21 protein-coding genes are annotated in these 22,110 nt (G+C 71.9%); 16 read left to right on the forward strand and 5 right to left on the reverse strand.

What is annotated here, in order from left to right; all coding sequences use genetic code 11:
- Positions 1-123: 123 nt before the first annotated feature.
- Positions 124-1,269, reverse strand: coding sequence for a uroporphyrinogen-III synthase (locus ACFQV6_RS42145; RefSeq protein ID WP_378033348.1), 1,146 nt, complete (start codon positions 1,267-1,269; stop codon positions 124-126).
- Positions 1,270-1,889: 620 nt separating this feature from the next.
- On the opposite strand from ACFQV6_RS42145, the gene rplM reads away from it, so the two are divergent.
- The 3 genes from rplM (at position 1,890) to glmM (ending at position 4,369) form a co-directional block, all read left to right on the forward strand.
- Positions 1,890-2,333 (forward strand): 50S ribosomal protein L13, encoded by a 444-nt coding sequence (rplM, locus tag ACFQV6_RS42150; protein ID WP_109598659.1) that lies wholly within the window; start codon positions 1,890-1,892, stop codon positions 2,331-2,333.
- Between the two features lie 20 nt (positions 2,334-2,353).
- Positions 2,354-2,851: a 30S ribosomal protein S9 gene (gene rpsI / locus ACFQV6_RS42155; protein ID WP_378033349.1), complete on the forward strand. Its 498-nt coding sequence runs from the start codon at positions 2,354-2,356 to the stop codon at positions 2,849-2,851.
- Positions 2,852-3,016: 165 nt separating this feature from the next.
- On the forward strand, positions 3,017-4,369 hold the full coding sequence (gene glmM / locus ACFQV6_RS42160; RefSeq protein WP_378033350.1) for a phosphoglucosamine mutase: 1,353 nt from the start codon (positions 3,017-3,019) through the stop codon (positions 4,367-4,369).
- A gap of 96 nt (positions 4,370-4,465) precedes the next feature.
- Here glmM and ACFQV6_RS42165 read toward each other — a convergent pair whose 3' ends face one another.
- Entirely contained in the window at positions 4,466-5,638 is a 1,173-nt protein-coding gene (locus tag ACFQV6_RS42165) for a pyridoxal phosphate-dependent aminotransferase (RefSeq protein WP_378033351.1), read from the reverse strand.
- A gap of 66 nt (positions 5,639-5,704) precedes the next feature.
- Positions 5,705-6,583, reverse strand: coding sequence for an MmpS family transport accessory protein (locus ACFQV6_RS42170; protein ID WP_378033352.1), 879 nt, complete (start codon positions 6,581-6,583; stop codon positions 5,705-5,707).
- 170 nt (positions 6,584-6,753) lie between these two features.
- On the opposite strand from ACFQV6_RS42170, the gene glmS reads away from it, so the two are divergent.
- Complete coding sequence (gene glmS / locus ACFQV6_RS42175; RefSeq protein ID WP_378033353.1) at positions 6,754-8,637, forward strand: glutamine--fructose-6-phosphate transaminase (isomerizing); 1,884 nt, start codon at positions 6,754-6,756, stop codon at positions 8,635-8,637.
- Positions 8,638-8,669: 32 nt separating this feature from the next.
- On the opposite strand, the gene ACFQV6_RS42180 is transcribed toward glmS, so the two are convergent.
- Together ACFQV6_RS42180 and ACFQV6_RS42185 are read right to left on the reverse strand one after the other, a co-directional pair.
- Positions 8,670-10,184 (reverse strand): alpha/beta hydrolase, encoded by a 1,515-nt coding sequence (locus tag ACFQV6_RS42180; RefSeq protein ID WP_378033354.1) that lies wholly within the window; start codon positions 10,182-10,184, stop codon positions 8,670-8,672.
- On the reverse strand, positions 10,181-10,468 hold the full coding sequence (locus ACFQV6_RS42185) for a hypothetical protein (RefSeq protein ID WP_378033355.1): 288 nt from the start codon (positions 10,466-10,468) through the stop codon (positions 10,181-10,183). The genes ACFQV6_RS42180 and ACFQV6_RS42185 overlap by 4 nt, the downstream gene beginning before the upstream one ends.
- A gap of 218 nt (positions 10,469-10,686) precedes the next feature.
- Between ACFQV6_RS42185 and ACFQV6_RS42190 the strand changes: the two genes are divergently transcribed.
- From ACFQV6_RS42190 to ACFQV6_RS42245, 12 genes are all read left to right on the forward strand, one after another.
- A complete protein-coding gene (locus ACFQV6_RS42190) occupies positions 10,687-11,055 on the forward strand; it encodes a holo-ACP synthase (protein WP_378033356.1) in 369 nt (122 codons plus the stop codon).
- 50 nt (positions 11,056-11,105) lie between these two features.
- Complete coding sequence (locus tag ACFQV6_RS42195; protein ID WP_378033357.1) at positions 11,106-12,557, forward strand: NAD(P)H-hydrate dehydratase; 1,452 nt, start codon at positions 11,106-11,108, stop codon at positions 12,555-12,557.
- A gap of 43 nt (positions 12,558-12,600) precedes the next feature.
- A complete protein-coding gene (alr, locus tag ACFQV6_RS42200) occupies positions 12,601-13,722 on the forward strand; it encodes an alanine racemase (RefSeq protein WP_378033358.1) in 1,122 nt (373 codons plus the stop codon).
- The gene (locus ACFQV6_RS42205; RefSeq protein ID WP_378033378.1) at positions 13,719-14,786 is read left to right on the forward strand and encodes an alpha/beta fold hydrolase; all 1,068 of its coding nucleotides are present in this window, start codon (positions 13,719-13,721) and stop codon (positions 14,784-14,786) included. Before alr ends, ACFQV6_RS42205 begins: the two co-directional genes overlap by 4 nt.
- Positions 14,783-15,232: a tRNA (adenosine(37)-N6)-threonylcarbamoyltransferase complex ATPase subunit type 1 TsaE gene (tsaE, locus tag ACFQV6_RS42210; protein ID WP_378033359.1), complete on the forward strand. Its 450-nt coding sequence runs from the start codon at positions 14,783-14,785 to the stop codon at positions 15,230-15,232. The genes ACFQV6_RS42205 and tsaE overlap by 4 nt, the downstream gene beginning before the upstream one ends.
- A complete protein-coding gene (ung, locus tag ACFQV6_RS42215; RefSeq protein WP_378033360.1) occupies positions 15,229-15,912 on the forward strand; it encodes a uracil-DNA glycosylase in 684 nt (227 codons plus the stop codon). The genes tsaE and ung overlap by 4 nt, the downstream gene beginning before the upstream one ends.
- 10 nt (positions 15,913-15,922) lie before the next feature.
- Positions 15,923-16,615, forward strand: coding sequence for a tRNA (adenosine(37)-N6)-threonylcarbamoyltransferase complex dimerization subunit type 1 TsaB (tsaB, locus tag ACFQV6_RS42220; RefSeq protein ID WP_378033361.1), 693 nt, complete (start codon positions 15,923-15,925; stop codon positions 16,613-16,615).
- 103 nt (positions 16,616-16,718) lie between these two features.
- Positions 16,719-17,162 (forward strand): ribosomal protein S18-alanine N-acetyltransferase, encoded by a 444-nt coding sequence (gene rimI / locus ACFQV6_RS42225; RefSeq protein WP_378033362.1) that lies wholly within the window; start codon positions 16,719-16,721, stop codon positions 17,160-17,162.
- The gene (gene tsaD / locus ACFQV6_RS42230; RefSeq protein ID WP_378033363.1) at positions 17,155-18,207 is read left to right on the forward strand and encodes a tRNA (adenosine(37)-N6)-threonylcarbamoyltransferase complex transferase subunit TsaD; all 1,053 of its coding nucleotides are present in this window, start codon (positions 17,155-17,157) and stop codon (positions 18,205-18,207) included. Before rimI ends, tsaD begins: the two co-directional genes overlap by 8 nt.
- Before the next feature lie 9 nt (positions 18,208-18,216).
- Complete coding sequence (locus ACFQV6_RS42235) at positions 18,217-18,471, forward strand: hypothetical protein (protein ID WP_378033364.1); 255 nt, start codon at positions 18,217-18,219, stop codon at positions 18,469-18,471.
- A 150-nt stretch (positions 18,472-18,621) separates the two neighbouring features.
- Positions 18,622-20,292: an ABC transporter transmembrane domain-containing protein gene (locus ACFQV6_RS42240; RefSeq protein ID WP_378033365.1), complete on the forward strand. Its 1,671-nt coding sequence runs from the start codon at positions 18,622-18,624 to the stop codon at positions 20,290-20,292.
- The gene (locus tag ACFQV6_RS42245) at positions 20,289-22,076 is read left to right on the forward strand and encodes an ABC transporter ATP-binding protein (protein ID WP_378033366.1); all 1,788 of its coding nucleotides are present in this window, start codon (positions 20,289-20,291) and stop codon (positions 22,074-22,076) included. The genes ACFQV6_RS42240 and ACFQV6_RS42245 overlap by 4 nt, the downstream gene beginning before the upstream one ends.
- Positions 22,077-22,110 lie beyond the last annotated feature (34 nt).

Raw genomic sequence — 22,110 nt, forward strand, 5'->3', positions numbered from 1 at the left:
CCCCCCGGCCCCCCGCCTCCGTCGCCGCGCGGTCCGCAGCGATCTTGTGGACTTCGGGCACGCCGTCACCGGGCAACTCCACAAGATCGCCCCGGGTGGGGTGGAGCGAGGTGGCGTCGCTGTTCAGAGGGGGATGCGGTAGCCGCGTTTGACGACGGTTTGGACCACGCCGGGGAGGGCTAGGCCGGCTCGCAGGCGAGCCACGGCCATCTCCACGGCGTGTTCGTCGGCGCCTCGGGGGAGGGCCTGGAGGAGGGCGGCGCGGGAGAGTACGCGGCCGGGTGAGGTGGCCAGGGCTCGGAGGACGGCCATCGGGCCGGGGGCGAGGGGGCGGAGCTCGCCGTCGACGACTGCCGCGTGGCCGCGGAGGGTGAGGGAGTGGCCGGAGATCTGGACGGTCACGGCGCGTTTGGGTAGCTCGTCGACGATGGTGCGGACCAGGGCGCTGAGGCGGGCGCGGCCGGGGGTGGAGACGGGTACGCCCTCACGGCGCAACGGCGCCGCGGTGACCGGGCCCACAGCGGCGGCCAGTACGTCGGTGCGGAGGGCGTCCAGGAGGGCGTCGGTGCCGGTGCCGGCGGCGCGGAGGACAGCCTGGACGGCGGCGGCCGAGGTGAAGGTCACCGCGTTGACGAGCCTGCCGAGGATGAGGTCGACCAGGCGGTGCAGGGGTGCGGGGTCGGTCGGTGGCGCCCAGCGGTAGACGGGTACCTCGATGACGCGGGCGCCGGCTGACTCCAGGGCCTCGGTGTATTCGGGCTGGCTCTCGCCGTGGAGCTGCATGGCGACGGTCAGGCCGGCGACGCCGCGGGCGGTGAGGTGGTCGACGACCTCCTCGTAGCCCTCGCCGTCGGGTGACCAGTCGTCCTGGAGGCCGGCGGTGCGGACGGCGGCGCGGGCCTTGGGGCCGCGGGCGACCAGGTAGGCGCGGGAGATCGCCGAGCGCAGTGGTTCGGACAGCCCCCAGCCGTCGGCGGCCTCGAGCCAGCCGCGCATGCCGATACCGGTGTTGACCAGCACGATGTCGGGTGGCGAGTCGAGGCAGGCGCGGGTGGCGGAGCGCAGCTCGGCGTCGTCGGAGATCGGGACGATGCGCAGGGCGGGTGCCACGACGACGCGGGCGCCGCGGGCCTCCAGCAGCGTTGCCAGCTCGTCCTTGCGCCGGTCGGCGGTCACCCCGATGGTGTAGCCGGAGAGGGAGGCGGCCGGTTCGGCCAGGGCGGCCGCGGTCAGCGCCGCCCGCCTGGCACCCGGGGTCCGGCCGATCATCCGATCCCCGGGTCGAGAAGTCGCGGCGTGGCCGAACGGTCCACCGAAGGGCACGCTCGATTCCCGCCGTCCTCGGCGTAAACCCGCTCCCACGTCACGCCTGCGTTCCTCGCCGTACCTCCGTCCGGGGCACGCCGCGACTTCTCCCCGCCGAACCGGTCTCCCGGTACGGCGGACACCGCCAGGTCCGTCCTCAACCCTGACGGTGGTCTCACCATGGTGCGCCAGCGAACACGGCATCGGCTAATCCCGGGCCGCATCGTTGGAAGGTCCGCACCGTTGGCCATGCCCCGAAGCGTGCCGGTGGGGAATTTCGGCCGGGCGTCCCTTTTGTTTCGAGCCTGCTAAGAGGCATCGAGTGACTTGTCCTACCCGCGTCAGGCGTGTCCGAAGCGGCGAGTATGCTGGAGTTGTTTGGGGTCCCGCCCTGGACGGAGCTGTTAGATCCTGGACAGAGCTGCTAAACAGAGCTGGCTGAGCTGTTAACCCAGGCCTGTTTTGACCACGCGCCGCGCGGCCGGGTATTGTTGCCTGCTGTTGTGCGACAGCTGCGAGTGCACCCCTCGGGGAGCGCTTGATGTGCGCGCGCCCCCAGACCGACGACGAGACAAGGTAATTCTGTGCGTACGTACAGCCCGAAGCCGGGTGAGATCGAGCGTCAGTGGCACATTATCGACGCTTCTGACGTCGTTCTGGGTCGGCTGGCCACCCACACCGCGACCCTCCTGCGTGGCAAGCACAAGCCCACGTTCGCCCCGCACGTCGACACCGGCGACTTCGTGGTGATCATCAACGCGGGCAAGGTGGCTCTGACCGGCAACAAGCGGCAGACCAAGGTCGCCTACCGGCACTCCGGCTACCCGGGTGGTCTGAAGCAGGTCGGCTACGAGGAGCTGCTGACCAAGCGCCCCGAGAAGGCGATCGAGCTGGCCGTCAAGGGCATGCTCCCGCACAACAAGCTCGCCCGTCAGATCATCAAGAAGCTGAAGGTCTACCCCGGCGCTGAGCACCCGCACGCCGCGCAGCAGCCGCAGCCGTTCGAAATCAAGCAGATCGCGCAGTGAGCGCGGGAGAAGGCAGCAGCATGTCCGACATCATCGAGCCCGAGGTCGTCGAGACCGTCGAGGAGCCCGCTGAGACGGTCGTCGTCGTTGAGACGCCCGCGCCGGCCCCGGTCCGCGCCCCGCGTCCCGGTGACCGTCCCATCCAGACCGTCGGCCGCCGCAAGGAGGCCATCGTCCGGGTGCGCCTCGTGCCCGGCACCGGCAAGATCACCTGCAACGGCCGTGAGCTCGAGGCCTACTTCCCGAGCAAGGTGCACCAGCAGCTCATCCGTGAGCCGTTCGTGACCACCGAGCGCGGCGAGCAGTTCGACGTGGTCGCGAACCTCCGTGGCGGCGGCATCACCGGCCAGGCCGGCGCGCTGCGCCTCGGCATCGCCCGCGCCCTCATCACGAACGAGCCGGACGACCGGCCCGCGCTGAAGAAGGCCGGCTTCCTGACCCGTGACGCCCGGGTCAAGGAGAGCAAGAAGTACGGCCTCAAGAAGGCCCGTAAGGCTCCGCAGTACTCGAAGCGCTGATCTCTCGCGCGATGTTCGACCGACGGTCGAGCATGCCTCCAGCCCTGGAGGCGTGCTCGGCCGTCGCCGTTTCTTCCCTCCCCAACTAGCCGTTCCGGTACTCCTACCCGACCTTCAGCTGTTGCAGGCTTGAGGTCGGCTTGTCACCGGCGAAAGGAAGCCGCCATGGGGCGACTCTTCGGCACTGACGGCGTTCGCGGTCTCGCGAACGGCGATCTGCTCACCCCCGAACTGGCTCTCGCGGTCGCGGTCGCGGCAGCGCGGGTCCTGGTCGAGAGCGACAGCAGTCATCAGCCGCTCGCGATCGTGGGGCGTGATCCCCGGGCCAGCGGCGAGATGCTGGAGGCCGCCGTCGTCGCGGGCCTGACCAGTGCCGGGGCCAACGTGGTACGGGTCGGTGTGCTTCCCACGCCGGCGGTCGCGTACCTCGTCGGGCAGACCAATGCCGATCTGGGCGTGATGCTCTCCGCCTCGCACAACCCCATGCCGGACAACGGGATCAAGCTCTTCGCCGCGGGCGGCACCAAGCTGCCCGACGAGCTGGAGGAGCGCATCGAGCAGGCCGTCGCGGACGGGCACGCGCTGATCGGCCGTCCCACGGGTGCCGCGATCGGGCGGGTGCACGACCTTCTCGACGGTGCCGAGCACTACATCAAGCATCTCGTCGAGTCGATCCCGCACCCGCTCGAGGGGATCAAGGTCGTGGTGGACTGCGCGAACGGTGCGGCCAGCGAGGTCGGGCCGATCGCGTACCGGGAGGCCGGGGCCGAGGTCATCGCCATCCACGCGGAGCCGGACGGGCTCAACATCAACGACGAGTGCGGGTCCACGCACCTCGACAAGGTGCGCGAGGCGGTCCTGCGGGAGGGCGCCGACCTGGGGCTGGCCCACGACGGCGACGCCGACCGCTGCCTGGCGGTCACCGCCGCCGGTGACATCGTCGACGGCGACCAGATGATGGCGATCCTGGCCCTGGCGATGCGGGACGCCGGCACGCTCACCGAGGACACGCTCGTCGCCACCGTGATGAGCAACCTGGGCCTGCGGATCGCGATGAAGCAGGCGGGCATCCGGCTGCTCGAGACCAAGGTCGGCGACCGGTACGTGCTGGAGGAGCTCCAGAACGGCGATCTGGCCCTCGGCGGTGAGCAGAGCGGTCACATCGTGATGCCGGCGTTCGCCACCACCGGCGACGGCGTGCTGACCGGGCTCCACCTGATGGCGCAACTGGCGGCGAGCGGCAAGTCCCTGGCCGACCTGGCGTCCGTCATGCACACGCTGCCGCAGGTGCTGATCAACGTGAAGGTCGGCAACCGGGAGGCCGGCGCGGCCGCCCCGACGGTGCAGGCCGCTGTCGCCCTCGCCGAGAACGAGCTGGGCGAGACCGGGCGGGTGCTGCTGCGCCCCTCGGGTACCGAGCCGCTGGTCCGGGTGATGGTCGAGGCGGCCTCGGAGGAGAAGGCGCGCACGATCGCTGAGCGGATCGCCGCTGAAGTGAGCGCGGCGAGCCCCGCCTGATCCGGTGGGAAGCGGGGTCTGCCGGTTGCCGGCCGGCCCCGCTTTCGTGTCAGCGCAGGTTTTTCAGGCGGCCTCTGCGCAGGTTTTCAGGCGGCCTCAGCGCAGGTTCTTCAGGCGGTTGACGGCTTCGTCGATCACCTCGGCGCGCTTGCAGAACGCGAACCGGATCAGGTGGCGGCCCGCCTCCTGATGGTCGTAGAAGACCTGGGTCGGCACGGCGACGACGCCGCATCGGGCCGGCAGCTCACGGCAGAACTCGACACCGTCGGTGCCGCCCAGCGGGCGGATGTCGGCGGTGACGAAGTAGGTGCCCTCGGACGGCAGGACGGCCAGGCCGGCACCGGTGAGGCCCTCGACCAGGCGGTCCCGGCGATCCCGCAGGCCGGCCGTGAAGCCGGTGAAGTAGCTGTCCGGCAGGCCCAGCGCCACGGCGACGGCGGGCTGGAGCGGTGCGGCGTTGACGAACGTCAGGAACTGCTTGACCCGCAGCATCGCCGACACCAGGCGGGCCGGGCCGGTCGCCCAGCCGACCTTCCAGCCGGTGCAGGAGAACGTCTTGCCGGCCGAGGAGATCCGCAGGGTGCGTTCGAGCATCCCGGGCAGGCTCGCCAGCGGCACGTGCGGTGCGGCGGCGTCGGGGAAGGCGAGATGCTCGTACACCTCGTCGGTCACCGCCCACACGTCGTGCTGCTGGCAGAGCTCGGCGATCAGGTTCAGCTCGTCCGGGGTGAAAACCTTGCCGGTGGGGTTGTGCGGCGAGTTCAGCAGCACCAGCCGGGTCCGTGGACCGAACGCCGCCCGCAGCTCGGCTTCGTCGAACTCGTACCGCCCGGAGGGGCCGGGACGCAGGGTCACCGGCCGGCGGACGGCACCGGCGAGCGTGATGGAGGCCGCGTAGGAGTCGTAGTAGGGCTCGAAGCAGACCACCTCGTCACCGGTCTCGCACAGCGCCAGGATCGTGGCCGCGACGGCCTCGGTGGCGCCGGCGGTGACCGCGATCTCGGTGTCCGGGTCCCGGATCAGGCCCCAGAACCGCTGTTCGTGCGCGGCGATGGCGGCACGCAGCGGCGGGATGCCGGCCAGCGGAGGGTACTGGTTGGCGCCGGTGGCGAGTGCCTCGGCGGCAGCGGCGAGCATCTCCGGCGGCCCGTCGGAGTCCGGGAAGCCCTGGCCGAGGTTGACCGCGCCGGTCCGCATCGCCAGCGCCGACATCTCGGTGAAGATGGTGGTGCCGAAGGGGCGCATCCGCTCCACCAGCGGGTCGGTCACGGTGCTCCTCGGTGGTGTCGGGCGGTCTGCGGGCGGCCAGTTTCCGGGCGGCCCGTTTTCAGGGGGTCAGTTGAAGATCAGCTTGTTGCACGTGGTGGTGGCCAGGGCGCCCTTGGTGGTCTGCTCGGCGACCTGCTCACCGTCGACCTCGGCCCGGCAGGTGATCGAGCCCTCGTCCGGGTTGGCCCGCTGAGCGGTGATCGAGACGAAGGCCGCGCCCTCCATCGTGGTGGTCATCTTCCACGGCAGTTTGGCGTTCTCCACCACCTGAGGCGTTTTTCCGAGCTGTTCGGTGTAGAGGATCCTGGCCGGTCCGTCCCCTGTCACCTCATACGTCACGGTGATTTTCCGGCCCCCTTCGAGACCAGGAAGACCGGGCAGATCGGTCGGAAACGTCGGCAGGTCGGTCGGCAGATCCGTCGGCAGGCCGGGGAGTTCCGGTGCGTCCGTCGGCAGGGCGGGCAGCGTCGGGTTGAGGATCGGCTCGGCCACCTCCTCGACCTTCTCGGTGGCCCGCTTGACGAGGAGCACGCCCGAGGTGATCACGCCGCCGCAGAGCAGCACGGAGACCGCGACGATGACGGCGATGAGCGGTTTGTTGCTGCGGCGCGGAGCCGGGGGGCCGTATCCGGGCTGACCGGGGTAGCCGGGCTGACCGGGGTATCCCGGCTGGTCCGGGTAACCGAGCTGACCTGCGTATTGAGCCTCGGCAGCATGGTCCGGCGGCAGGTAACCGGTGGGCGGGTACTCGCTCGGGGGCGGCGGCGGATAACCGGTCTGGCCGTAATCCGGCGTATAACCCGGCGGCGCGTAGTTGACCGGAGGAAACTGGGAGGTCGGAGGGTGGTCCGGTGCCGGCGGTTCATCAGGAGGCTCATACGGCTGCGGAGTGGCCTGACCAGGCCTGAACTCCGGCGGTCGTGGCGGCTGGTGCGGCTCGCTCATCTTTCCTCCCGGTAGGGCGCCGTGACCGACGGTACGCCAGGCCCGCACATCGATGGTCACCCACCCGCACGGGTCAGGTCGAGGTGGGCTATTGTTTCGATCACATCGCATGCTCGAAAGCGTGCTTCTCGCTCATGACGGATGAGCGAAAGTCGGCTACGCTGCCCGTCATGTGTGGGATCGTGGGTTACGTAGGCAATCGTCCGGCGCTGAGCATCGTCATCGACGGGCTCCGGCGCCTTGAATACCGCGGATACGACTCTGCGGGCGTCGCCATCCTCGACGGCGAGCTGATCCAGACCGAGAAGAAGGCGGGCAAGCTCGCCAACCTGGAGAAGGCGCTCGCCGAGCGGACCGGCACCGGCATCGACGCCGGCACCGCGGGCATCGGGCACACCCGCTGGGCCACCCACGGCGGACCGACCGACCGTAACGCCCACCCGCACCTATCGGCCGACGGCCGGGTCGCCGTCATCCACAACGGCATCATCGAGAACTTCGCGAAGCTGCGTGCCGAGCTCGAGGCCACCGGCGTCGAGTTCCGCAGCGACACCGACACCGAGTGCGCGGCGCACCTGCTCGCCGCCGAGATGCGCGCGCTGCGCGAGTCCGGTGCCGAGGACGGCCCGGCGCTGATCGCCGAGGGCATGCGCCGCACGGTCCGCCGGCTGGAGGGTGCCTTCACCCTGCTCGCCGTCGACGTCACGGTGCCCGGCGCGGTGGTCGCCGCCCGCCGCAACTCCCCGCTGGTGGTCGGCCGCGGCAACGGTGAGAACTTCCTCGCCAGCGACGTCTCGGCCTTCATCGAGCACACCCGGGAAGCGATCGAGCTGGGCCAGGACCAGGTCGTCCTGATCACCCCGGCCGGGATCGAGATCACCGATTTCGACGGTGCCCCGGCCAGCGGCACGGATTTCCACATCGACTGGGACGCCTCGGCCGCCGAGAAGGGCGGTTACGACTACTTCATGCTCAAGGAGATCGCCGAGCAGCCGCAGGCCATCGCGGACACGCTCCTCGGCCGTCTCTCCGAGCGCGGCGAGATCATCCTGGACGAGGTCCGGCTCACCGACCAGGACCTGCGGGACGTCGACAAGGTCTTCATCGTCGCCTGCGGCACGGCCTATCACGCGGGCATGGTGGCGAAATACGCGATCGAGCACTGGGTGCGGATCCCGTGCGAGGTGGAACTGGCCAGCGAGTTCCGTTACCGCGACCCGATCCTGGACCGGTCCACGCTGGTGATCGCGATCAGCCAGTCCGGCGAGACCATGGACACCCTGATGGCCCTGCGGCACGCCAAGGAGCAGAAGGCCCGGGTCCTCGCGATCTGCAACACCAACGGCTCCACCATTCCGCGCGAGTCGGACGCGGTGCTTTACACCCACGGCGGGCCGGAGATCGCTGTCGCGTCGACGAAGGCCTTCCTGACGCAGCTGGTCGCCTGTTACCTGATCGGGCTGCACCTGGCCCAGATCCGCGGCGTCATGTACGCCGATGAGGTCGCCGCCGTCGTCTCGCGCCTGCGCCGCACCCCGGACAACCTGCGCGAGCTGCTCGACGGGATGGAGGACGTGCGGGCGCTGGCCCGGGACCTCAAAACCGCCTCGACGGTGCTCTTCATCGGCCGGCACGTCGGCTTCCCGGTGGCCCTGGAGGGTGCGCTGAAGCTCAAGGAGCTCGCTTACATGCACGCGGAGGGCTTCGCGGCGGGTGAGCTCAAGCACGGCCCGATCGCGCTCATCGACGAGGGGACGCCGGTGGTCTGCGTGGTCCCGTCGCCGGCCGGGCGCGGAGTCATGCGCGACAAGGTCGTCTCGAACATCCAGGAGGTGCGCGCCCGCGGTGCCCGCACGATCGTGATCGCCGAGAAGGGTGACGAGAGCGTCCGCGCTTACGCCGATCACCTGATCGAGGTGCCGCACACCCCGACGCTGCTCGCCCCGCTGATGACCACGGTGCCGCTGCAGATCCTGGCGTGCGAGATCGCGGCTGCCCGCGGCCACGACGTCGACCAGCCGCGCAACCTGGCCAAGTCGGTCACCGTCGAATGACCGGTCCGTGAGCCGCCGGCCCACACGGCGGCTCACGGCGTCCCACCAAGCGTCAGGGTGGCCATCGCATCCAGTGCGGGCCGCCCGCGGTCCCAGTAGCCGAGGTGGCCGGCGTCCGGCTGGCTGCCGAATGTCTGGCCGCCGAAGCCCGGGGTGCTGGGGTCACGGCCGAACCACAGCTCCGGCCCGGGTGGCACCGCCGCGAGCCGGATCACGTCGGTCCGGGAGGTCGACGACCACACCCGCTCCGCTGGAACCGTCAGGTCGGCGGCCGAGTCGACACCGACGCCGGGCGAGCCGACGAAGACGACACGGTCGGTCTCCAGCGGGCCTCCGGTGGCCGCTCGGCCGACGACCAGCGAGCCGTAGCTGTGCCCGAGCACTGTCCGGTCGGCCGGCGGCCCGTCATGGGTGGCGACCAGGCCCTCCTGGAACCGGCGCAGCTCGAGGGCGCCGTCACGGGCCTGCCGGTCGGAGAACGCCTCGTGCACGAAGTCGGGTGCGTCGTAGCCCAGCCACAGCACCGCGCTCGTCGACTCCGCCGGGCCGAGCTCGGCAGCGCGGACCGCGACCCGCTCCGCCCGGGTCAGCTCGCCGCCGAACGAGCCTAGGTCGGACGTCATGCCCGGCACGTGGGTGAGGACGTGCCGTGCCCGGTCGGGGTCGCCGAGCGCCACCACCGCCCGGCCGTCCCCGCCGACGTCGAGCCTCATCAGGTACGCCCGAGGGCCGGCGTCGTCCTCCAGCCGTGCGCCGAGCTCGTCCAGCCCGTCCCGCAGACCACGCAGCCGGGCCCGGTCGCCTTCTCCGAGCTGCCGGTCGAGGTCGCCGCGCTGCTGCTCCAGGAGCAACCGGTTGGCCAGGTCGCGGTCGGAGGCGGGGATCCCGTCGGTGGACGCGATCGAACCCGGCTCGGTGGCCAGCACCCAGTTGCGCTCGGCGGCCGTCAACCCGTCCCACCATCGCCGGACCTCGGCGGGCCCGGCCGTGCAGGACGGCCGCCCGGAACCGGCAGGTGGTGGCGTCGCGTCGCCGGTGAGCCCGCCCAGCCGGATGGCGGCGGCCTCGTCGGCGCGGGCCGCCACGGAGAGCGCGGCTGCCAGGTCGGCAGCGACCGGCCCGGCGGCGTCGGGACGGCCGTGCACCGCACCCCGGTCGTCGATGACCAGGCCGGATCGTGCCGCGTCGCCGCGCGCCCGGTCGAGCAGCGCACGGGCCCGGGTGAGTGCCGCGGCGAACTCGCTCAGCGCCTGATCGGCTCGCCAGCAGAACAGCCGGAAGAGGGCCATCCGCCTGCCGAACCCGCCTATCCGCGCCGCGGCGGCGTCGGCGGCGGCGCCGGACCACATCGCCCGCAGCCGGGTGACGAGCGGGCCGAACTCGCACCGGAGTGCTCCGGCGAGGACGGCCCAGCGGCGCCAGGCCAGGGCGGTGCCCAGCCAGCGAGCGGGATCAGTGGCGCGGAGCCGTGCGTAGACCGCCGGGTCGGCGGCCGGCATCGTCATCGCCGGGTCGGCGCCCGGCATCGTCATGGCGGGGGTGCTCATCGGGTCAGCCGGAGACGGGCCGCGGCGCGGGCGTCAGCCTCCGCATAGGCCTCGGCGGCGGCGCGGATCTGCCGGGCGGTCTCCTCGGCGTCACCGCCGAGCTGAGCCACCTGGTGCCGTGCGGCGGTCGCGGCCAGCTGGGCGGCGCCGGTGACGGCCCAGCGTGGGGAGGGTGCGGGGAACGGCGCCGAGACGGCCGCGCCGGTGACCCGGGCCGCGGTGCCGGCGACGGATGTGGCGACCTGGCGCAGGTCCTCGGTGTCCACCTCGAAATCGGGATTCATCAGCGGGGCCTCCAAGCGGGACGACGGGATGCGCTGACGCTAGAAGCCGTGAGGAGGCCGTGGCGGGCCTGTGGACAGCGGACGATGCCCGTCGCCGCGGCTGTCCACAGGGCTTGTGAGCCGATTGACGGACCTGATAGTGCGGGGTTGTGCTCACGCCGTACCCCAACTGGGGTTGACCTTGAGAAAGCCGCCAGAGACCCGGCTAGGGTGACCGTGTGATCGCGTCTGTCGGCATTGATGTCGTCCTGGTGGAACGTTTCGCCCGCGCTCTGGATCGGACGCCGCTGCTCGCGGACCGGTTGTTCACCGAATCGGAGCGGATCACCCGGTCCGGCAATCCGCGATCACCCGAATCGCTCGCCGCCCGATTCGCGGCCAAGGAGGCCGTCGCCAAGGCCCTCGGCGCACCCAACGGCCTGCGCTGGCACGACTGCGAGATCGTCACCGATCCGGACGGGCGGCCGTGGTTGACGGTCTCCGGTACGGTCGCCGCCGCGGCAACTCAGCGGGGCATCAGCCGGTGGCATCTGTCCCTGTCGCACGACGGCGGCATCGCGTCGGCGATGGTGGTGGCCGAGGCCTGAGACGAGGGCCCGAGACGAGGCCTGAGACTCCGACGAACGGAGAACGACACATGCGGCAGGCTTGGCGGGTCGCGGACGTGCGTGCCGCGGAGAAGACGCTGATGGCCCAGCTCCCGCCGGGGACGCTGATGCAGCGTGCGGCGGCCGGCCTGGCCCGGCGCTGCGCACTCCTGCTCGACGACGCGGGTGGCGTCTACGGCTCTCGCGTCCTGCTGCTGGTCGGCAGCGGTGACAACGGTGGCGACACGCTCTACGCGGGTGCCGCGCTGGCCCGCCGGGGCGCCCAGGTGCGTGCGTTGCTGATGACACCGGAGCGTGTCCATCTGGCCGGTCTGTCGGCCTTGCGCGCGGCCGGCGGATTCACTTCCAGCGAACTACCCGCCCGCTCTGACCTGGTCCTGGACGGCATCGTGGGCATCGGGGCGAGTGGCGGCCTGCGTGCGCAAGCCGCGGCCGTCGTGCGAGGCCTCGGCACACTGCGCGGGCGTACGGGCGAACGACCTCTCCTGGTGGCGGTGGACGTGCCGTCCGGGGTCGCCGTGGACACCGGAGACGTACCCGGTGACGCCTTCACGGCCGACGTGACGGTCACCTTCGGCTGTCTCAAGCCGGCCCACGTGCTCGGCCCGGCCGCCGTCCGCTGCGGGCACGTGGAGCTTGTCGACATCGGTCTGGGCCCGTTGCTGGTCACCGATCCCGCGGTGCGGGTGCCCGAGACGGCCGACGTCGCCGAGTGGTGGCCGCGGCCCGGTGTGACCTCGGACAAGTACACGCGTGGTGTGGTCGGCCTGGCCACCGGCTCGGCCGGTTACCCGGGTGCCGCCCTGCTCTCCAGCGCCGGCGCTCTGGCCGGCCCGACCGGCATGGTGCGATACGCGGGCAGCGCGCACGCCGAGGTGGTCCGGGCACACCCGTCGGTGGTGGCCGCGTCCCGGGTCGCGGAGGCCGGCCGGGTCCAGGCCTGGGTCTGCGGCTCCGGCCTCGGCACCGGCGACGAGGCGCGCACCGAGCTGCGCAGCGTCCTGGCCACCTCGCTGCCGGTGCTGCTCGACGCGGATGCCATCACCATGCTGGTCGGCGGTGCGCACGCCGAGGACCTGCGCCGGGACGCCCCGCTGGTGCTCACCCCGCACGACGGCGAGTTCAAGCGGCTGGCCGCGGAGGCTCCGGGCGCCGACCGGGCCGGTGCCGCCGCGCGCCTGGCCGCCTGGACCAACGCGGTGGTGCTGCTCAAGGGCGACCGGACGATCGTCGCCACTCCGGGCGGTGAGATCTGGGCGAACCCGACCGGGAGCCCGGCGCTGGCCACCGCCGGTTCCGGGGACGTGCTGGCCGGCCTGCTGGGGTCGCTGCTGGCGGCCGGTGTGGCGCCGGTGCGGGCGGCGGTGGCCGCGGCGTACGTGCACGGGCTGGCCGGGCGCCGTGCGGCGCAGGACGGGCCGGTGACCGCACCGGACGTGGCATCCGCCCTGCGGCCGGTCCTCGCCGAGCTGCTGGGGTGACACCCGGCCGGAAACTGTCGTACCCCTCAGTAGGGTGGAAGGCATGTGGCAGGCCGAAGTCCGCGTCGATCTGGACGCCATCAGGGACAACGTCGCGTTGCTGCGTGCACGCACCTCCGCCGAGGTGCTTGTCGCGGTCAAGGCGGACGGTTACGGGCACGGCATGGTGCCGTCCGCACGGGCGGCCCTCGCCGGTGGCGCGACCTGGCTCGGTGTCGCCACCCTCGACGAGGCGCTCACCCTGCGCCGTGCCGGCATCGAGGCGCCGGTCCTCGCCTGGCTGCTGAGCCCGGGCCTGCCCCTGCACGAGGGTGTCGCGGCCGGCGTCGAGCTGAGCGCGGCCACCCCGGCGATGATCGACGAGCTGGTCACCGCGGCGCGGCAGGCGGGCAGCCCGGCCCGGGTGCACCTCAAGCTCGACACCGGCCTGGCCCGCGGCGGCGCCACTCCGGACGAGTGGCCGATCCTGCTCGAGGCGGCCGCCAAGGCGCAGGCCGGCGGTGACCTCGAGGTGACCGGCGTGTGGAGCCACTTCGCCTGCGCCGACGTACCCGGCCACGAGTCGGTGGACCGGCAACTGGCCGCCTTCCACGAGGGCCTCGAGGTCGCCGCGCGGTCCGGCCTCACCCCGCGACACCGCCACATCGCGAACTCGGCCGCCACGCTGATCCGGCCGGACGCCCACTTCGACCTGGTCCGGATCGGTGTCGCGGCCTATGGGCTGTCCCCGGTCTCCGGTGACACGTTCGGGCTCCGGCCGGCGATGACCGCGCGGGCCCGGGTGATGATCACCAAGCGGGTTCCGGCAGGTCAGGGCGTCTCCTACGGGCTCACCTACACCACACCGCGAGAGACCACGCTCGCCGTCGTCCCGCTGGGTTACGGCGACGGTGTTCCCCGGCACGCCTCCAACGCCGGCCCGGTCCGGATCGGCGGCACGGTCGCCCCGATCGCCGGCCGGGTCTGCATGGACCAGATCGTCGTCGACGTGGGCGACGAGCCGGTGGTGGCCGGCGACGTCGCCACCCTCTTCGGTCCCGGCACCGGCGGCGAGCCGACCGCCGACGACTGGGCCGCGGCAACCGGGACGATCAACTACGAGATCGTCACCCGGTTCGGGAGCAGCCGGGTGCCCCGGCACTACGACGGGGAGATCACGTGGTGAGACGGTCCCGCGCCGCCAAGACGGCGGGCATATTCGGGGCCGCGGTCGGTGTCGCCGCGGCCGGTCTGGCAACCGCCTTCGCCGTCGAGCGCGCCCTGGTGCGCCGCTCGGTGAACGCGCCCGGCGACCCCTATGTCGAGGAGCCCTTCGGCGATCAGCCCTTCGACCGGGAGCTGACGGTCACCGCGGCCGACGGCACCGATCTGCACGTGGAGATCATCGAGCCGGAGAGTGCGACCGCCGACCCGACGATCGTCTTCGTGCACGGGTTCGCCCTCGACATGGGCACCTTCTACTTCCAGCGCAGGACTTTGGCCGAGCGGGGCACCCACCGGATGGTCTTCTACGACCAGCCGGGGCACGGCCGCTCCGGCAAGCTGCAATCCGGGACGTATGACCTGGCTGCCCTGGGCCGCTCGCTCGCCGCTGTGCTGGAGGAGACCGTCCCGGACGGGCACATCATCCTGGTCGGTCACTCGATGGGCGGCATGACCATCATGGCCTTCGCCGAGCAGTATCCGGAGTGGTTCGGCAACCGGGTCACCGGCGTGGTGCTGATCTCCACCTCGGCCGGGCTCTTCGACAAGGCCCAGCTCGGCCTCACCAACGTGGTGGCCCGGTTCAGCTCCCCGTTCTTCCCGCTCTGGCACAAGGCCGCCCAGCTCGGTGGCGGCACCATCGACCGGGCCCGGGACGCCTCCTCCGACCTGGCCTGGCTGCTCACCCGGCGTTACGGCTTCGGCGAGACCAAGCCCAGCGCGTCGCTGGTGACCTTCGTGGAGAGCATGAACTCGAAAACCTCGGTGGAGACGCTCACCAAGTATCTGCAAACCCTCTACACGCACAGCCGGATTCCGGCCCTGTCGGCGCTGCGGGGCGTCCCGGTGCTGGTGGTGGTCGGCGACCGGGATTATCTGACCCCGGTGACCCACTCCGAGGAGATCCTCAAGCACCTTCCCGAGGCCGAGCTGCTGAAGGTGGAGAACAGCGGTCACGTGGTGATGCTGGAGAAAGCCGAGCAGGTCAACGCCGCGCTGATGCCGTTCCTGGAGAAACTGACGTGAAGCTGAAGACGGTCGACGACACCCGCGACTTCGGGCGGCGACTGGCCGCTGTGCTGCGGGCCGGCGATCTGGTGCTGCTCACCGGGCCGCTCGGCGCCGGCAAGACGGCACTCGTGCAGGGCATCGGTGCGGGGCTGGGTGTGAGCGGGCCGATCACGTCGCCGACGTTCGTGATCGCCCGGGTGCACCGGGGGCCGTTGCCGCTGGTCCACGCCGACGCGTACCGGTTGGGTGACCGGCCTGACCCGCGTGCCGAGATCGACGACCTCGACCTGGACGCCTCGGCCGACGACGCGGTGACCGTCGTGGAGTGGGGCATCGGTCTGGTTGAGCAACTGAACGACGAGTATCTGCAGGTCCGTATCGATCGGCTGGACGACGACACCCGAGTGATCGACCTGGTCCCGCACGGCGGCGACTGGGCACACCGACTGGAGACCATGTGAACCTGACCGAGTTGCTGCCGGCCGAGTGGCGCGCCGAACTGGCACCGTTCCTCGACGAGGAGGCGACCGCCAAGCTCGGCGAGTTCGTCGCCGCGGAGTATGCGGCCGAGACCGTCTACCCGCCGGCCGAGGACCTGTTCGCGGCGTACCGGCTGTGTTCGCCGGCGGAGACCCGGGTGCTCATTCTCGGCCAGGACCCGTACCACGGTCCGGGTCAGGCGCACGGTCTGAGCTTCAGCGTCCGCGAGGGCGTCCGGAAGCCGCCGTCGCTGGGCAACGTCTTCAAGGAGCTCTCCGAGGACGTCAACATCGCCAAGCCGGCGAGCGGTGACCTGACCGGGTGGGCGCGGCAGGGTGTGCTGCTGCTCAACGCGGTCCTGACGGTCCGCGCGGGCAAGGCCGGCTCGCACGGCAACAAGGGCTGGGAGGCGTTCACCGACGCCACGATCAGGGCGCTGGACGCCCGCGACGAGCGGATCGTCTTCCTGCTCTGGGGCAGCTATGCGAAGAAGAAGGCAGCGCTGGTCACGAACCCGGCGCACGTGGTGCTGGAGGCCGGTCACCCGAGCCCGCTGAACCGGGCCGGCTTCCTGGGCAGCCGTCCGTTCAGCGGGGCCAACAAGGCTCTGGCGGACGGGGGCCGGCCGGTCATCGACTGGGACCCGCGGGCCACGGTCTAGGGTCACGGTTGTGCTGGTACTGGCTCTGGACACCGCTACACCCGCTTCGACGGCGGCGCTGGTCGAGGTGACCGCCGACGGTCTGTTCGGCGTCGTCGAGCAGCGGACCGTCGACCCGCGTGCGCACGGTGAGAAGCTCGCCCCCGAGATCGCGGCGGCTCTCACCGCGGCGGGTGTGCGCCCGCGTGACCTGACGGCGATCGTCGCCGGGGTGGGCCCGGGCCCGTTCACCGGGCTGCGGGTGGGCCTGGCGACGGCGGTGAGCATGGGCCAGGCGCTGGGCATTGCGACCTATGGGGTGTGCTCGCTCGACGCTCTGGGCCGCGCGGCCGGTCCGGGCCGGGTGCTGGTGGCGACGGACGCCCGGCGGCGCGAGGTCTACTTCGCGACCTATCTGGACGGTGAACGGCAGTTCGGGCCCGAGGTGGCGCGGCCGGCCGACGTGGCGGCGCTGATCGGGGCCGGTGACGGGGGCTCGGTGGCGGGTCTGGTGGACCGGGCGGCCGGCGAGGGCGCCTTGAAGTACGGGGATGTGTTCGGCGTGCCCGTCGAGGAGCACCTGCTGCACCCGCCCGGCGCCGCGCTGGTCGCGATCGCGGCGCCGCGGATCCGCGAGGCCGCGCCTAGCGAGCCATTGACCCCGCTCTACCTGCGCCGGCCCGACGCGGTCGAGCCCGCCGGGCGAAAGCCGGTGCTGACGTGATGGCGGCCGAGCGGGCCGGGCGAAAGCCGGTGCTGATGGCGGTCGAGCGGGCCGGGCGAAAGTCGGTGCTGACGGCGGCCCGGCGTGAGTCGGTGCTGAGCTGATGGTGGTCGAGAAGTTCCGCTGGTGGCACATCGACGAGGTGATGCCGCTCGAGGAGGACCTCTTCGGTGTGGAGAGATGGTCCGGCGCGATGTTCTGGAACGAGCTCGCCCAGCGCCACTTCTACCTGGTCGCGACCGACGAGCCGGGCGGGCCGGTGCTCGGCTACGCCGGCATGTCCGTGGTGGACGAGCAGGAGTCGTGGGTGCAGAACATCGCGGTCCGGCGGGACGCGCAGCGCCGCGGGATCGGGCGGCTGCTGCTCGAGGCGCTGCTGGCCGAGGCGGCACGGCGCGGGGTGCGCAAGACGCTGCTCGAGGTCGCCGTCGACAACGCCGCCGCGCAGAAGCTTTACGCGACCTACGACTTCGAGCCGGTCGGAATCCGGCGCGGTTACTACCAACCCAGCAACACGGATGCCCTGGTGATGATGCGCGATGCCTGACGAGCCCCTGGTCCTCGGGATCGAGACCTCCTGCGACGAGACCGGTGTCGGCATCGTCCGCGGTCACACTCTGCTCGCCGACGCGCTGGCGTCCAGTGTGGACCAGCATGCCCGGTTCGGCGGCGTGGTGCCCGAGGTGGCCAGCCGCGCTCACCTGGAGGCGCTGGTCCCGACCATGCAGCGGGCGCTCGACGAGGCCGGCGTGACCCTGGCCGACGTCGACGCGATCGCGGTCACCAGCGGCCCCGGCCTGGCCGGTGCGCTGCTCGTCGGTGTCGCGGCCGCCAAGGGGTACGCGCTGGCCGCCGAGAAACCGATCTACGGCGTCAACCACCTCGCCGCGCACGTGGCCGTGGACACCCTGGAGCACGGTCCGCTCCCCGAGCCCGCGATCGCGATGCTGGTCTCCGGCGGGCACTCCTCGCTGCTGCTCGTGGACGACCTGACCGCGGGTGTGACCCCGCTCGGCGCGACGATCGACGACGCCGCGGGGGAGGCGTTCGACAAGGTGGCCCGGCTGCTCGGGCTGGGCTTCCCGGGCGGGCCGATCATCGACCGGACAGCGCGGGACGGCGACGCCGCCTCGATCACGTTCCCTCGTGGACTGACGGCCGCCAAGGACCAGGCGGCGCACCGGTTCGACTTCTCCTTCTCCGGCCTGAAGACGGCGGTGGCGCGCTGGGTCGAGGCTCGTGAACGCGCCGGGGAACCGGTGCCGGTCGCGGACGTGTCGGCGAGCTTCCAGGAGGCCGTCTGCGACGTGCTCACCGCGAAGGCGATCGACGCGTGCCGCAGCACCGGCGTGCGGACCCTGGTGATCGGCGGTGGCGTGGCGGCGAACTCGCGGCTGCGGGTGCTCGCCGAGCAGCGGGCGGCGAAACACGGCATTTCGGTACGCGTACCCCGGCCTCAGTTGTGCACGGACAACGGCGCGATGGTCGCGGCACTCGGCTCGCATCTCGTCGCTGCCGGCGTCGCCCCGAGTCGTCTCGATCTGCCCGCCGATTCCGCGATGAGTTTGACCGCGGTCAGCGTGCCGGGGTAGGAAGCCATCATGATCGCTCGGATGTGGGAGGTGCGGGCCTCGCGCGGCGGCTTCAACGAGCTGCTGGCCTGGGTCTGCGACACGGCGGTGCCTGGCTTGGAGGTACTGCCACAACATGTGTCGAGTGACGTCTATTCGTCCACCGATCAACGCATCGTCGTCATCACCAAATGGCGAAACACCCCAGAGAGCATGCCGACGCCGCCGGAGAACCTGGTAGCACGTACTCCGCACGTCTGGGATTTCACTCCCGTCGATCGCTGAGCGGTCGCACGCAGGGCATTCCGGCTTTACCGTCGGGGCCTGATGCGAAGACTGAACCCTTTTCGACGTGGCCGGGCCGGCAGCGCCCCGCGCAGGTCGGCAGACCGGCGCCGTCGGGCCGGTTGCCCGGTTGAGAAACGGTTCTTGCCCGTGCCGGACCCGGGCCTGCCCGAGGCCCGCTCCGCGGTGCGTTACCTGAGCTGGCTGGTCCGGCGTTCGCGCGTGACGGTGACGGCCGCGGCCCTGCTCGCGATCCTCTGGATGGGATGCCAGTCGCTGGCGCCCGCGGTGGTCGGCCTGGCCGTCGACGCGGCCGCGGCACGGGACGGGCGGGCCCTGGTGGGCTGGGTGCTGGTCCTGCTCGGCGCCGGTGCGGTGCAGGCGGTGGCCGGGATCACCCGGCACCGTTTCGCGGTGGTGAACTGGCTGAGCGCGTCGTTCCGCACGGTGCAGGTGGTGGTACGCCACGCGAACCGCCTCGGATCCACATTGCCCCGCCGTCTCGACGCCGGCGAGGTCGTCGCGATCGGCACCTCGGACATCACCCACATCGGCGCGGCCGTCGACATCGTGTCCCGCGGTGTCGGTGCCCTGCTCGCCGTCGTCACGGTCACCTTCCTGCTGCTCCGCGCGTCGGTTCCGCTCGGGCTGATCGTGGTGCTGGGTGTACCGCTGCTGATGCTCGTCGCGGGCACCCTGATCCGGCCGCTGCACCGGCGACAGCAGGCCTACCGGGAAAGACAGGGGCGGCTGACCGGGCGGGCCGCCGACCTGGTCGCCGGATTGCGGGTGCTGCGAGGCGTCGGCGGCGAGTCGCTGATGGCGGCGCGGTACCGGTGCGAGTCGCAGGGTCTGCGGGCGGCCGGTGTCTACACGGCCCGGGTGGAGGCGCTGCTGGAGGCGGCGCAGGTGCTGCTCCCCGGGGTGCTGCTGGTGCTGGTCACCTGGCTGGGTGCCCGGTTCGCGGCGGCGGGGAAGATCACGCTCGGGCAGTTCGTGTCGTTCTACGCCTACGCGGCGTTCCTGGTGGCGCCGTTGCGGCAGCTCACCGACGCGATCGACAAGCTCACCCGCGGGCATGTCTCGGCGCGCCGGGTGGTGGGGATGCTGGGGGTGCGCAGCGACCTGCCGGACCCACCCGTCCCGGTGCCGCCGCCCGCGGGTGAGCTCGCCGATCCGGAGTCCGGTGTGGTCATCCCGGCGGGTCGGCTGACCGCGATAGTGGCGACGGTGCCGTCGGACGCGACCGGGATCGCCGACCGTCTCGGCCGGTACGCGGAGGGCGGCACCCTCGCCGGCGTACCCCTGGCCGACCTGGCCCTGCCGGCCGTGCGGGACATGATCCTGGTGGCCGAGAACGACGCCCGGCTCTTCGCCGGCAGGTTGCGGGCCGATCTGGACCCGTACGACCGGGGCACCCTGGCCACCGCCCTGGCAGCGGCCGCGGCGACCGACATCGTCGAGGACCTGCCGGAGGGTGTGAAGAGCGTGGTCGCCGAGCGCGGCCGCACCTTCTCCGGCGGCCAGCAGCAGCGGCTCCGCCTGGCCCGCGCGCTGGTCGCCGACCCCGAGGTGCTGATCCTCGTCGAGCCGACGAACGCTGTCGACGCGCACACCGAGGCCCGGATCGCCGACGGCGTACGCGCGGCCCGCACCGGCCGCACCACGGTGATCTGCACCTCCAGCCCGCTGGTGCTGAGCCGCGCCGACCACGTCTGCTACATCGAGTCCGGCCGGATGTCCGGCGCCGGGACGCACCAGGAGCTGATCCGCTCCCACCCCGGGTACGCCCGGCTCGTCCGCCGCGAGGACGAGCCGTGACCCGCCCTCTCCCAGTGGCGGACGCCCGCCAGGCACGCCGGTACGCACGTACTCTGATCCGCCGTTACCCGGCCCTGTTCCGCGCGACAGTGAGCCTGCACGTGGCAGCGGCCCTGGCCGCCCTGGCCGGACCGCGGCTGCTCGGCGAGCTGGTCGAGGCGATCCGGGCCGGCGCGCCGGTGGCCACACTGGACCGGCTGGCCTTCGGTATCGCCGGGTTCGTGCTGGTGCAGGGCATCCTGATCCGCTTCGCGTACCTGGCCTCGGCCCGGCTGGGTGAGCGGGTGCTGGCCCGGCTGCGTGAGGAGTTCCTCTGCCGGGTGCTGGATCTGCCACTGGCCACTGTGGAGGCGGCTGGTACCGGTGACCTGCTGACCCGTACCACCCGGGATGTGGACGCGCTGTCGAAGTGTGTGCGGTTCGCGGTGCCGGAGACGATGATCGCCATGATCACGCTGGCCCTGGTGGTGGTGGCGCTGCTGCTGGTCAGCCCGCTGTTCACGCTGCCGCTGCTGATCGGGATGCCGTTCATGGTGGTGGGCACCCGATGGTATCTGCGGCGGGCGCCGAGCGGGTATCTGCGGCAGAACGCGGCGTACTCGGAGGTGACCGAGGGACTGACCGAGACGGTGGAGGGTGCTCGGACCGTTGAGGCGCTGGGACGGCAGCGGCAGCGGGTCGACCGTACCGACACCGACCTGCGAAGGTCCTGGCTGGCCGAGCGGTACACGCTGCGCCTGCGTACCGTCTGGTGGCCGATGATCGAGATCAGCTACGTGCTGCCGGTCGCGGTCACCCTCCTCTACGGCGGTTGGCTCTACCTCCACGACGTGGTGACGCTCGGCCAGCTGACCGCGGCGGTGATCTACGTTCAGCAGCTTGTCGATCCGCTCGACCGGCTCTCCGGCTGGCTCGACGAGCTCGAGGTGGGAGCGGCGTCGCTGGCCCGGTTGCTCGGTGTCGCGGCGGTGGCGGCGCCCCGGCCGGCCGCCGCGCCGGAACCGGCCGGTAGCCGGATCGAGGTGCGAGGGGTGCGGTTCGCCTACCACGCCGATCGGGAGGTGCTGCACGGCGTCGACCTGGTCCTGGAGCCGGGCGAGCGGCTCGCGATCGTGGGTGTCTCCGGCGCCGGCAAGTCGACGCTGGGCCGGTTGCTCGCCGGGGTGCATCAGCCCACCGGGGGCAGCGTCACGGTGGGTGGCGTGCCGCTGGCGGCGCTGCCGCCGGACCGGCTGCGCGCCCAGGTCGCGCTGGTCACCCAGGAACACCACATCTTCGTGGGCACGCTGCGTGACAACGTCGCGATGGTGCGTCCCGGCGCGGCGGAAGCGGAGGTACGGGCGGCGCTGGCGGCCGTCAACGCGCTGGAGTGGGCGAACGAGCTCCCGGGAGGGCTGGAGACCCTGGTCGGTGCGGGTGGTCTCCCGCTCGCCCCGGCGCAGGCGCAGCAGGTCGCGCTCGCCCGGCTGATCCTGGCCGACCCGCACACGCTGGTGCTGGACGAGGCCACCGCACTGCTGGACCCGCGGGCGGCCCGTGATCTGGAACGGTCGCTGGCCGCGGTGGTGCACGGGCGGACGGTGGTGGCGATCGCGCACCGGCTCTTTTCGGCACACGACGCCGACCGGGTGGCGGTGGTGGAGAACGGCCGGATCGTGGAGCTGGGGCCGCACGACGAGCTGGTGGCGGCGGGTGGGCCGTACGCGGCGCTGTGGCGGTCCTGGCAGGGCGGTGCCGAGACCGCCGGCGGCGGGGAGCGCGCCCCCGCCCCGATGGCCTACTGAGAGCATGAAGGGCGCGCCGCAACGGCGCGCCCTT

It is taken from the genome of Actinoplanes sp. GCM10030250 (assembly GCF_042666575.1).
Classification (GTDB): domain Bacteria; phylum Actinomycetota; class Actinomycetes; order Mycobacteriales; family Micromonosporaceae; genus Actinoplanes.